Origin of the sequence: Psychrobacter sp. DM8, assembly GCF_051307025.1 — a bacterium.
GTDB lineage: Bacteria > Pseudomonadota > Gammaproteobacteria > Pseudomonadales > Moraxellaceae > Psychrobacter.
On sequence record NZ_CP195538.1, the window covers coordinates 1525677 to 1538655 of the forward strand.

10 protein-coding genes and 1 other RNA gene are annotated in these 12979 nt (G+C 45.1%); 1 reads left to right on the forward strand and 10 read right to left on the reverse strand.

All coding sequences use genetic code 11. The features are described 5' to 3' along the window. Nucleotides 1–75: 75 nt before the first annotated feature. The 8 genes from ACR64J_RS06485 to ffs form a co-directional block, all read right to left on the reverse strand. Nucleotides 76–1758, reverse strand: coding sequence for an ABC transporter ATP-binding protein (locus ACR64J_RS06485; protein ID WP_435951034.1), 1683 nt, complete (start codon nt 1756–1758; stop codon nt 76–78). A 4-nt stretch (nt 1759–1762) separates the two neighbouring features. Then, on the reverse strand, nt 1763–2830 hold the full coding sequence (locus ACR64J_RS06490) for an ABC transporter permease (RefSeq protein ID WP_435948929.1): 1068 nt from the start codon (nt 2828–2830) through the stop codon (nt 1763–1765). After that, nucleotides 2830–3897, reverse strand: a complete 1068-nt coding sequence (locus tag ACR64J_RS06495) for a microcin C ABC transporter permease YejB (protein WP_435948930.1) — start codon at nt 3895–3897, stop codon at nt 2830–2832. Before ACR64J_RS06495 ends, ACR64J_RS06490 begins: the two co-directional genes overlap by 1 nt. 75 nt (nt 3898–3972) lie before the next feature. Then, complete coding sequence (gene gloB / locus ACR64J_RS06500; protein ID WP_435948931.1) at nt 3973–4752, reverse strand: hydroxyacylglutathione hydrolase; 780 nt, start codon at nt 4750–4752, stop codon at nt 3973–3975. A 73-nt stretch (nt 4753–4825) separates the two neighbouring features. Next, complete coding sequence (locus ACR64J_RS06505; protein ID WP_435948932.1) at nt 4826–6667, reverse strand: extracellular solute-binding protein; 1842 nt, start codon at nt 6665–6667, stop codon at nt 4826–4828. Between the two features lie 236 nt (nt 6668–6903). Beyond that, on the reverse strand, nt 6904–8049 hold the full coding sequence (serC, locus tag ACR64J_RS06510; RefSeq protein WP_435951035.1) for a 3-phosphoserine/phosphohydroxythreonine transaminase: 1146 nt from the start codon (nt 8047–8049) through the stop codon (nt 6904–6906). Nucleotides 8050–8154: 105 nt separating this feature from the next. Beyond that, nucleotides 8155–8982, reverse strand: coding sequence for a DNA polymerase III subunit psi (locus tag ACR64J_RS06515; protein ID WP_435948933.1), 828 nt, complete (start codon nt 8980–8982; stop codon nt 8155–8157). Nucleotides 8983–9112: 130 nt separating this feature from the next. Further along, nucleotides 9113–9209, reverse strand: an RNA gene (ffs, locus tag ACR64J_RS06520) — signal recognition particle sRNA small type. A gap of 212 nt (nt 9210–9421) precedes the next feature. Between ffs and ACR64J_RS06525 the strand changes: the two genes are divergently transcribed. After that, nucleotides 9422–10135 carry an SIMPL domain-containing protein gene (locus ACR64J_RS06525; protein WP_435951036.1) on the forward strand — a complete coding sequence of 238 codons (714 nt, stop codon included), beginning with the start codon at nt 9422–9424 and terminating at the stop codon, nt 10133–10135. Between the two features lie 98 nt (nt 10136–10233). Here ACR64J_RS06525 and ACR64J_RS06530 read toward each other — a convergent pair whose 3' ends face one another. Together ACR64J_RS06530 and glnA are read right to left on the reverse strand one after the other, a co-directional pair. Beyond that, nucleotides 10234–10923 (reverse strand): DUF4124 domain-containing protein, encoded by a 690-nt coding sequence (locus ACR64J_RS06530; protein WP_435948934.1) that lies wholly within the window; start codon nt 10921–10923, stop codon nt 10234–10236. Nucleotides 10924–11168: 245 nt separating this feature from the next. After that, nucleotides 11169–12584, reverse strand: coding sequence for a type I glutamate--ammonia ligase (glnA, locus tag ACR64J_RS06535; RefSeq protein WP_435951037.1), 1416 nt, complete (start codon nt 12582–12584; stop codon nt 11169–11171). Nucleotides 12585–12979: the final 395 nt, after the last annotated feature.

Genomic DNA, 12979 nt, shown 5'->3' on the forward strand with positions numbered 1-12979 from the left:
TGTACCACTAGGATTTTTCGTGTGTGATGAATACTATGAACTGATGTGTTCTAACTGTTTTAGGAGTGCTATGGTTTATGCCATGCTCGCTTGTAATAACTGTTTGGCATAAGGGTGCTGCGGCTGATTAAACATCTCTTCAGTTGCTCCTGACTCGATACATTTGCCGTCTTTGAGTACCATAATATGCTGACACAAAGCCCGTACAACCTTTAGATCATGACTGATAAACACATAGCTGATGTTAAGATTGGCTTGAATCTCGCGCAGCAGTTTGACTACCGTCACCTGCGTCGTACTATCTAGTGCTGAGGTTGGCTCATCTAATATCAGCAGTTGCGGCTGCATAACGAGCGCCCGTGCCAGCGCGACTCGTTGACGTTGACCGCCTGAGAGCTCATGCGGATAGCGATGGATAAATTCACTAGGTAGATGCACCGTCGACAGACTGTCTATAACCGCCTGCTGACGCGCCTGTTTTGCTACACCCTGTACTAGTAGCCCCTCTTCGATGATTTGCATGACCGTCATACGCGGGTTAATACTAGCAAAGGGGTCTTGAAACACCATTTGAATCTGCGCGCGAAACTCCCGTAGCTCGCTTTTGGACAGCTTGGTGATGTCTTGACCACCGATGTTAATTTGCCCGTTCACCTTGGCTTGATTACTGAGTAATCTACTTAATGCAAGCGCCGTCGTTGTCTTACCTGAGCCCGACTCACCAACTACCCCTAATGCCTCGCCCGCCTTTAGGGTCATATCTAGATCACTGACCGCTGCAAACCAGCGTTTGGTGCCACCGAATAGGCTTTTTTCTACAGGGAATTGCACACCCAATTGCTTAACCTCTAGTACCTTGACATCACTGTTACAGCTTTTAGATAGACTAAGCGCTTGACCAAAGTCTTGTGCCATAAGGGTGCGCGTATAGTCCGCTTTTGGCTGAGCAAAGATATCTGAGGTTTGACCCTGCTCTATCGTCTGACCCCGGCGCATAACGATAATCTCATCGCTATAGCGCTTAACTAGATTGAGATCATGACTGATCAGTATCATCGCCATATTATGCTCAAGCTTTAAATCATTTAAGAGCGCCAATATCTCATGTTGCAAAGTGACATCAAGTGCTGTGGTTGGCTCGTCAGCGATCAAAATATCAGGCTGCTGCGCCAGTGCCATGGCTATCATCACGCGCTGGCGCTGACCGCCTGAGAGCTCATGCGGATAGCGACTTAGCTTATCCGCAGGGTCTGTGATATTGACGTCGTTTAATAGTGCAATGCTACGCGCGCGCCACTCTTTTTTAGGTACACCAACCAAACGTAGCGACTCAGCGATTTGCTTAGCAACCGTATGAAGCGGATTGAGCGCCGTCATCGGCTCTTGAAATATCATACCGATACGCTGACCACGAATGTGCCTGAGGGACTGATTGCGCGACTTGCTATTGGCTATCGGCAAGCTATTGGCTTTTAGTTGAGCGGTCATCTTTGACGCGTCAGCCAATTGCGCCTCACCGCTCACTATCAGACTATTAGGTAATAATCCGAGCAGCGCAAGACTGGCGATAGATTTGCCTGAGCCTGACTCCCCTACGATAGCCAGCGTTTCGCCTTGACGCAGCTGATAGCTGAGCTTGTCTACGAGCGCTATACCGGTATCCGTCACAATGGATAGATTATTGACCGTCAGCATAACTTTTGCATGCTTGTTGGTCTGATCGAGCACTGCGGACGGCTCTTTTTGAATAGGTGTCATCATATTATGAGCGCCTCGGATCGAACGCATCTCGTAGCGCCTCACCTATGAATATTAGTAAGGATAAAATAAAGGTTAAGCTAAAGAATCCTGATAAGGCAAGCCACGGTGCATCAAGGTTGTTTTTGCCCTGTACCATCAGCTCACCTAAGGACGGCGACCCTGGCGGTAGACCATAACCCAAAAAGTCTAGGGCGGTGAGTGCAATGATATTAGCCGTTAATATAAAAGGTAGCTGCGATAGACTAGACGCCAAAGCATTAGGCAAGATATGCTTGAGCATAATCTGCGCATCAGATACGCCAAGGTTACGCGCCGCACGTACATAATCAAAGTTACGAGCGCGCAAAAACTCAGCGCGCACCAGACCCACCAGTCCCATCCAACCAAAGAGCAGCATGAGCCCGAACAATATGGTAATGCTAGGGCTAAATAGGCTGACTAAAATAATAATCATAAACAGCTGCGGCATCCCGCCCCAGACTTCCATAAATCGCTGACCTGCCAGATCCACCCAGCCCCCATAGTAGCCTTGAATAGCACCGACGATAATACCGATAAACGCACCTGCTAGCGTTAACGCTAAGCCAAATAGGAGTGACACGCGCATGCCGTAAAGGATACGAGCCAATACATCGCGGCCTTGATCATCGGTGCCCAGCCAGTTTTGGCTATTGGGCGGCGCAGGATATGGCAGCCCCAGCTCAACGTTAGGCGTTTGATCGGCAAAGGCAATGGGCGGCATGAGAAGATAGCCTTTAGACTCTATCAACTCTTGTACCGCAGGATCTTTATAGTTAGCTTCGGTCTCAAATATCCCGCCAAAGGCCGTCTCGGGATAGGCTTTTAACACAGGGACATAATAGTCACCATCGTAATTGACAAGTAAAGGCTTATCATTAGCAATCACATTGACCGCCATACAGATGACAAAAACAATCGTGAAAATAATGAGAGAGATAACGCCGAGACGGTTATGACGAAAACGATCCAGCCGCGCCTGCCAAACAGGATTTAAGCGGCGTTTTTTTGTTTGGGATAAAGGGGTCACAATAGAATGCTGACTTGACATTAGCGACCCTCAAAATCAATGCGAGGGTCAATCAGATGATAACTGATATCACTGATAAGCTGTAATAGCAGACCAACTAAGGTAAAGATAAATAACGTTCCAAAGATGACAGGATAATCACGCTGCTGAATGGCTTCAAAGCCGAGCAAACCTAAGCCATCAAGCTTAAAGATAATCTCAATCAAAAAGTTGCCCGCAAAGAAAATACCAACGATCGCCGCTGGAATACCCGCAATGATGATCAGCATAGCATTACGAAAGACGTGACCGTAGAGCACTTGGCGCTCGCCCAAACCTTTGGCGCGCGCGGTTAATACGTACTGCTTGCCCAGCTCTTCTAAAAAGCTAAACTTGGTCAAATAAGTTAATCCAGCGAAGCCGCCTACTGTACTAGCGAGCAGCGGGAGCGCTAAATGCCAAAAGTAATCTTTAATTTTGCCGAGTGTCGTTAATTGATCAAAGTTCTCAGAGGTCAGTCCTTGTAGTGGAAAAATATTCCAATAACTGCCCCCTGCGAAGAATACGAGCAAAATTACGGCGAATACAAATACTGGTATAGCATGTCCAATTGCAAGTAGCATCGCCGTTGCCTTGTCTACCGCTGAGCCATGATGCATCGCCTTATAAACACCAAGTGGAATAGCAATCATATAAATGAGTAGCGTACTCCAAAGCCCAAGTGAGATGGAAACAGGCAGCTTTTCGATAATTAAATCGGTTACGGTTTGACCTTTAAAGAACGACTTCCCAAAATCGAGCTGCGCGTAACTTTTAAGCATGAGCCAAAAGCGTTCTGGCGCGGACTTGTCAAATCCGTACTGAGCATTAATCGCAGCGACCATGTCATCAGAGAGTCCGCGCGTGCCTTGATAGGTGCTATTGCTTCCTGAACTGCCAGCGCCCACGCCACCATTTATGGCACTATCTTTTGCGCCTTGTTCGATAAGTGCTAATTGCTGCTCGACAGGACCACCAGGGGCGGCTTGCACAATGACAAAATTAGCCAGCAAAATTAAGAATAGCGTCGGCACTATCAGCAGTAGTCTTTTTAAGATATAACGGCCCATAGTGACGATTTCCTAAGTACAAGAGACGAGCAAAAAACAAATCAATGGATAGCAAAAGCCAAGAAACTTAAAGTTTTAAAAATCGTTTTTAAGCTCGCGCAGTGCTGCAAATACCGTTAAAGATTTATCATCCTCTAAGTGTCTTTTAGCACTCACGCCTGCGATGACACTTGGCTCATTCGCTCGCATAAACACATTGATAGCGCGCTCATGCTCTAAAGTGACAGGCAGCGTCGGTATGCCTTGTTCGCTCAGCTCCTCAGCTCGTGCCAAGGCTTTTATCATCGCTTGATTATCAGGCTCGATGCTAAGACCAAAGCGCAAATTGTTAGCGGTGTATTCGTGCGCTGGATACAGCAACGTATCAGCAGGTAGCTCATTGAGACGTCTTAGGCTGTCATACAGCTCCTCTATAGTGCCTGTGAAGACGCGACCACAGCCGCCACTAAAGAGAGTGTCACCGCAAAAGGCATGTTTTTGCCCATCGATATCTAAGATATAAGCGATATGCGTTTCGGTGTGACCTGGTATGTCCCATATCTGCGCGGAATGACCCCACGCGCTCACTGTGCTGCCGTCTTTGACCGTTTGATCCTCTTCAACGCCGTGCTCACTATGGGCGACAATATGCGTCATCGGAAAATACTCTTGTAACTCCATGACCCCGCCAACATGATCATAGTGATGATGCGTCGTCCATATTGAGGTCATTTCCAGATCATGCGCTTTCATGTAGTCGGCAACGGGCGCTGACTGGCCCGGATCGATCACTATTGCCTGTTTATTATTTTTATTGATCAGTGCCCAAATATAGTTATCAGTAAAGGCTTTGATCGGATGGATTTGAATACTCATGGTAAATCCTTACTAGAAGTTATTTTCATTTATTGTCTTGATACTAAGCGATAAACTTTGTAGGTTGTGCAACCTATTGACCCAAATATTCATTGACGCGTCGCTCGCCTTCTCTATCCACCCACCAGTAGTCAATACCCACCGCATTAGTTGGCAAGGTGGTGTGCCGATACTGATCCCAGTACGCTACATTCGTCTCAGACTTACCATACAAGGGTACTAGATAATGACCAGCGCGCAACAAGCGATCGAGTACTTGAGTGTACAAAATAATCTCGTCACGGCTTTTGGCAGCGATAAGGGACTCGACCACGCTGTCGATAGCGGCGTTTTTGATACCGATTGTATTATGATTACCAGGCTCGTCCGCAGCGGCGCTACCCCAAAAGGCGGCCTGTTCAGCGCCAGGTGATAGACTTTGGGCAAAGACATCAACTGTCATATCATAATCATAGCTACGCGTGCGCTCAAAATACTGCGGGCCGTCAACTTGACGCAATGTGGCATCAAACCCCAAACGCTCAAGGTTACGAATATAAGGCAATAGTACCCGCCCCATGGTCTCCCCTGTCATCAAGATCTCAATTTGCGCAAGTGTGCCATCAGGCTGATACAGCTTCATATCATCATAATAAAACCCTGCGTCAAGCAATAACTGCCGAGCCTTTAGTAACGCCTGTCGATTAAAGCCTTTGCCATCACTGGTAGGTACTTGCCAATCCTCTAAAACCCCTCGTCTATGAATAGGTTCAAGCGCGCCTAATAGCGGTGCTAACACTTGCATTTGTGCCTCTGTTGGCGTACCTGTTGCTGCCAGCTCTGACCCATGATAAAAGCTCTGCAAGCGTTCATACTGATTATGGAACAAGGTCTTATTCATCCACTCAAAATCATAGGCTAGGCTTAGCGCTTGGCGTACCCGTATATCTTGAAACAGCGGACGGCGCAAGTTCATGATCAGCCCCTGCATCGGTACTGGGTTTTGACTGGTGATTGACTCTTTAACGATCAGGCCTGCTTTGACCGCAGGAAAGTTATAACCCGTCGCCCAGTTCGAGGCTTTATTTTCAGGACGAAAGCGGTATTGACCCGATTTAAACCCTTCAAAGGCAATCTCATCACTTTGATAATAGACAAACTTAATCATATCAAAATTATAACGACCACGATTGACCATAATATTGCGTCCCCAATAATTAGGGTCACGCACATAACTGACCGAGCGCCCAGCGTCGACGCGCCCAAGCTTATAAGGGCCACTACCGATAAGTGGGGTGAGACTAATTGTCTCAAAGTCGGCATCTACTGAGGATTTTTTAAAGACTGGAAATTGACCCACTGTGAGCAGTATCTCTTTGTTATCTGCATTGTTAAAGATAAATTTGACTTGGTGCTCATCAATGATTTGCACCTCTTTAATATCGCTCAAATAACTGCGAATATACATCGGCCCTTTAGTCAGTATCGCATCATATGTGGCTTTGACGTCCGTACTGGTCACAGGCGATGCATCCCAAAAGTGCGCCTTTGGGTTGAGATGATAGATAATCCAGCTGGCATCATCAGGGTCATAGGTGACCTTTGTCGCCAGCTGCGGATACATAGTAAAAGCTTCATTAAGGGAGCCGGTCATCAGGGTATCATACAGATAATCCGTACCGACCATCGCCACCCCAGTGGTCATCCATTTGTTGGCACTATTAAAGGTGCCGCGTGCATCTAGGGACAGCGTACCGCCTGTTGGAGCATTGGGATTGGCATAGGGCATATAGGGCGCGTCAATATACTCAGCAGTGCTGTTATGAGCAAGCGCTTGAGTGGTGATGGGCGCTGCGATACTGCTTGGTATCCAACAGATCACAGCGCCTATGGCGGAACTTAGCAAGACATTTTGTAGGGTAGCTTTTTTTATCATAATAGAGACTAGAACAACTCAATCCATTCGGCAGCTTATCATTAATTTCCTAAAAACCATTATCAGTTTAGGCAAGCTGTAAAATTTAATCATAACAAACTTAGCTTTTTTAACCTAATGATTTGCAAGAGTGCTTGCGCCCAGACAAACATTTTATAAACAGTCACAAAAAAACGCAGCCCATATTGAGCTACGTTTTTGTTAGTTACTTTTTATCCAATAACTGTACCAGCTTATCAAGCATACTTTTTTTCGAAGTCTTTCATAAAGTCCACCAATAGCTGTACCCACTCAAGTGGCACCGCATTGTAGATACTCGCGCGCATACCGCCGACGTCACGATGACCTTTTAGACTTAGCAACCCTGCCTGCTCTGACTCTTCTAAAAATACTTTATCCAAACTACTATCTGCTAGGGTAAACGGCACGTTCATGATAGAGCGATACTCAGGCTCGACGGGATTATGATAAAAGTCGCTGTCATCGATAGTCTGATATAGCAAATCAGCTTTTTGCTGATTGATCTTACCGATGGCTTCGACTCCGCCCTGCGCTTCTAACCAATCAAAGACGAGACCCGCTAAGTACCACGAGTAGGTCGCTGGCGTGTTCGACATCGATTCTTTGTCGGCTTGATGACCATAATTGAGCAGCAGCGGACACCACTCGCTGGCTTGATCTAATAGATCGTCACGAATAATGACGATGAGCAAACCTGCAGGACCGATGTTCTTTTGCGCGCCTGCATAAATCATCCCGTATTTAGACACATCAATCGGCTGCGACAGGATGCATGAAGACATATCAACGACAAGTGGCGCCTCAACTTGCGGCGGCTCAAAGATTTGCAACCCGTGAATGGTCTCATTGGCGCAGTAGTGAAAATAAGCAGCATGATCACTCAGCTGCCACTCGCTCATAGCAGGCACAGTAGTAAAATTACTGTCTTTGCCCGTGGCAACTTGATTGATACCACCCAGACCGATCGCCTCGTAACGCTTGGCCTCTTTTATCGCTTTGCCTGACCACGCGCCTGTTGTTAGGTAATCTGCTGGACCGCCATTTAACAGATTCAGTGGAATCGCTGAAAACTGTAAGCTGGCGCCGCCTTGCAAAAACAGCACTTTATAATTATCAGGAATAGCCATCAAGGAGCGTAATTTAGTCTCAGCTTTTTGGGCAATGGCCATATAGTCTTTGCTACGGTGGCTCATCTCCATAACTGAGACGCCGCGACCTTGCCAATCAAGCATCTCACTTTGCGCGCATGCTAAGACTTCGGTTGGTATAGCCGCAGGACCTGCACAAAAATTAGGCAGACGATGCGGCGCTGAGGTATCAGATGCTGAAGTTGTATTGGTAGACGCATTGTTTGAAGACATATTATTTAAAGACATAGCCACTATCCTAAATAGGAAGATATAAAAGGGAGTATTTTATCTGAGTTTTTATAAAAAAGGATAATTGTAAATGATATTGCAGAATTATCAGCTAGATATCTGCTGCCAGAGCTCGCGCTTAAGCATACTATCTGTAAGCATTACACTTAGCGTTGGTACCTGAGCTAGCTTAGGATGCGTCAAACCCTCAGGTAGTTCGGTCAATGCAGCAACTTGTATCTCCTCGCTCCTACCAATCCTAAAGATATAGCCTGCCAAACTGGCATTGGCAAGCTCAGCGGTATCCATGCCAGCACAGATAGGAAAAGAGGTGGTTTCGCAGTTTAATGATAAAGCCTGAACGATATTTTGCCACAGTTTTTGACCGTTGCTATCTAACGCTTGGATATCGACTATTAGCACCCAATTGCTGTAACGTGCGCCTTGTAAATCAAAGGGGGCTACTTTATCTTGCGTTGCAAAATCCTCTTTGTCATCACTGTAAGAGTGAGGAGTCAAAGTTGTGACTTGATCTAAAAGTGGTGCTATGGCTGGGGCTACAGAGGATTCTACAGGATCGATACTATCAAAATGGTAATCCGCTTCGGCAATAGAGTTCGGTTTTATATCATCACCAGCAACACTTTGGTTTTCGCTAATCTCAGCAACTGGCGTATCTTGCGCCGGTGCTTGTGAGTGACGACTTGACTCAAGGCTTGTATCTGAAGCACTATCTATGACAACTGGCGCTGATACCAGTATTTGTTCCTCAGCTATCCCTATATCATCGATGTTTAACGTCAAAGAATCAGGCTGCACCCATTGTCCGATACCCATCATCGCCAAAATCTGCCGCTGTTGCATCAGTCTTTGGGTAACTGATGATTGCGGTATAGGAGTTGGCGTTTGATGCTGCGTGTCTTGGATATCACTCATGGGTGACGACTATCCTACTTATCATTAAGGTATTAAAAGAGTTTAAAGGCAATTGAGATGAGTATAACGATATTATACTAGTATAAGTAAGTGCGAAGGCATTTATCAAATTTTAGGCAAAAAAAAGCGACTCCATCAGCACATCCTCGGCACACAATGAATCTATTACCGTTGCTACCTTCCGGTCCTGGCGGGGTTCATAGAACACTGTTGCGAGGCTACCAATGGAGCCACCAGTTGCAAATTATACTCACTTTTTGGCTTTTTACAACCCCTATCGTAAACGTTCTTTATTATAAGCTTTAGAAAGTAGCAACTTACCTGACAAAATACTTATGGTATTAAGCGTAAAATTTGCTATGTTAACTAAGTCTAAAAAATATCTTTAATAAATAAGCTTCATTAATAATAATTAACAGTTTAAAACAAGGAGAACATGATGAAAACAACACTAATTATTAAAACTATTATGGCTACCAGTAGCGCAGCACTGCTTACAGCGATGATGAGCCCTGCTCATGCTGAACCGACTGGTTATGACCAAATTAGCTTTCAGACAGAAGTCAAAGAGGAGATTGCTAATGACGAAGTGCGCGCTAGTATGTATAAAAAAGCACAAGCAACTGATGCCAAAACCTTAGCAACGACGCTTAATACCTCTATTAACAGAGCCTTAGCGATCGCTAAACGCTACCCTACTGTAACGGTGAGTACCGGTCAGCAAAGTACTTATCCCCGTTATGATAAGAATGACAAAATCATTGGTTGGACAGGACAAGCAAATATCGATCTAAAAAGTACTGACTTCACCGCGACTAGCCAACTCATAGCAGACTTGCAAGAGACTTTGGTGATGAATAATCTAAACTTTGGTGTCTCTGAGATTAAAAAGGACGCGCTTGAGCAAAAGCTAATGACTGACGCCTCCCGCGCCTTTCAGCAGCAGGCTAAAAACTTGACCCGTGCTTGGGATGCTCGTGGCTATCGCGTCATCACGGTTAATCTTAATACGGGTAACAATAACTTCCCGCGCCCTATGTATAGCTCAATGCGCGCCGCTGATGCGGAGTCCTCAATTCCCAGTCAAAACTTTGAATCTGGTAATAGCACCATCTCAGTCACTGCCAACGGTACGATTGAGCTAAACAAATAACGTCAACTTATAACGCCAAAAGGTCAGCATTATTAGTGCTGACCTTTTTTTATTATGAAAAATTTTTCTGATTTTAGCACTTTTATTTGCAACTATTTTTATTTAGAGACAGTACTGTCTCGACGCATTTTTAGTCGTAGTTTTTGATGCCAAGGCAAGTTTTGATAAGCCTGAAGCTGCTGCGCAACTCGCTTTTTATTTTGCAAGATAGCGGTATTTTGGATGACGTAGACAGTGCGACTAATCCGATTAACGACTTGTCCTGTACTATTTTGTATTATCGCTTGAATGGTGTGCTCACCTGGATTGAGGTTGACCGTCGCAATCGATGCGGTAATTCCTTGCGATATTAGTTGATCGTCTATATAGATACTGATGCTGTCCCCAGTCTGTAGCGCTGGACTCAGTTGCAAATTGACAGTGATGATTTGTCCTGGGCGCTGGTAAGCACGCTCTTCACTAGGTTCGATCATAGCCAGTTGATAATTTATCGGCGCACGTGCTGTAGGCTCTATCGTTGCTAAGTTAACAGGATTAGATTGGCTACTACTATTGTTAGTTGATTGATTATTAGTTGAACGACTCGACTCGTTACCAGTACTGACATTAGTGTCTATGACCTGTTTGCCGGCTTGCTGCTCGTAGTTTTGCGGGCGATCGGTAAAAGTGACCTGACCGGTCTGCTCGTCAATGACTTTATAAATTGAGGCGGCATTGGCCAAAGGCGCACAAAGACTGGCTGACCCTATCATCAAACCTGCCAGCAGAGCTACTGCTCGATTATTCATTAGAGACTTCATTTTAAAAGTTGGCATCATAGTAAGTTGACCTATGTTAATAATATTTAATGACGACTATTATGCTTTATTTTTAAATTTGATTCAGTAGTGGCTTTGATAATGTAATTTTTAGCAGAGACAATATCAAATTTATAGCAACAGTTTAACTACCAAACCATAAACCATAAAAAACCAGCTAAGATTAACTTAACTGGTTATTATGAGATTAAACCACTAAAAGCTCTAAGTGTTCACTAGCAGCTATAGTACAAGTCAAACTCGACAGGATGTACGGTCACATTAACACGCTGAACTTCTTCTTCTTTTAGTGCGATAAAGGCGTCTAGCATATCTTTGGTGAAGACATCACCCTTTAACAAGAACTCATGATCATCACGCAAGGCTTGTAGGGCAACTTCTAAGCTCTCAGCTACCGTTGGGATTTGTGCTTCTTCTTCTGGTGGCAAGTCATACAAGTTCTTGTCAGCCGCTTCACCTGGATGCATCTTGTTCTGAATACCATCAAGACCCGCCATCAGTAGTGCGGCAAAAGCAAGGTATGGATTCGCTGTTGGATCAGGAAAACGTGCTTCGACGCGAACGGCTTTTGGACTGCTCACATGTGGAATGCGAATAGACGCTGAGCGGTTTGAGGCAGAATAAGCCAGCTTAATCGGTGCCTCATAATGCGGCACTAGACGCTTGTAGCTGTTGGTCGATGGGTTAGTAATCGCGTTTAAAGCACGCGCATGTTTGATGATACCACCAACGAAATGCAGCGCGGTCTCAGACAGACCCGCGTACTCATCACCTGAGAAAGTATTGACGCCGTCTTTTGAGATGGAGATATGTACATGCATACCTGAACCATTATCACCAACGATTGGCTTTGGCATAAAAGTAGCTGTTTTGCCAAACTGATGGGCGACATTGTGAACGACATATTTTAATTGCTGTACTTCGTCCGCTTTACGAACCATAGTATTGAACGCAACACCAATCTCAGACTGGCAAGAAGCGACTTCGTGATGATGTACCTCTACTGTGCCCTCACCGACGATCTCTTCGATACGCTCACACATTACCGCGCGCATATCATGCGAGCTATCGATAGGGGGTACTGGGAAATAGCCACCTTTGACGCGCGGACGATGCGCCATGTTGCCCCACTCATAAGTCTCATTCGTCGACCAAGCTGCTTCTTCAGCAGTGATCTTATGACTGACGCCTGACATATCGATTGACCATTTAACATCATCAAAGACAAAAAACTCTGGCTCTGGACCAAAATAAGCGGTATCACCAATGCCTGTAGATTTTAAGTACTCCTCAGCGCGGCGAGCGATAGAGCGTGGGTCGCGATCGTAACCCTGCAAGGTTGATGGCTCGATGATGTCGCAAGTCACAACTATCGTTACTGCATCAAAGAACGGATCTAAAAAAGCAGTCTCAGGGTCAGGGCGCAAGATCATATCTGAGGCTTCAATGCCCTTCCAGCCTGCGATTGATGAGCCGTCAAACATTTTGCCATCTTCCATCACATCTTCGTCAATGCTGTGCGCTGGAAAGCTGATGTGCTGCTCTTTACCGCGAGTGTCGGTAAAACGAAAGTCAACCCACTTGGCATTGGTTGATTCGATAAGATCCAGTAATTTATTCGACATAAACAGTCTCCGTTGAGGTTATCGTAGTATTACAATTTAAGTTTTATTTGCTCGTTACTAAGTACTTATTGCTAAGTACAAGCCGTATCTTAATAACTTACTAATAAGGCTATCTTAAAAAACTTTGTCTCGTTATCGGCGCTATTTTAGCAATATCTGCACAACATTGCTAAACTGATATTTACCTTCTGCGCACAAACTTTAAAATGATTGCCCAAATTGGCTATGTTAACGATCAAGTCATGATTGTTAACGTACTTGTGACAGTTACCGTACTCATGACGGTGTCTCATTTAAACAGGATGCAACGGCTGTGCCACTTTATATTATTTAACTTAAAAGTAGAGATAGATTTAATCGACAAAGTCAATATAGATAAGCTGCTCTTGCTTTATTAAGTA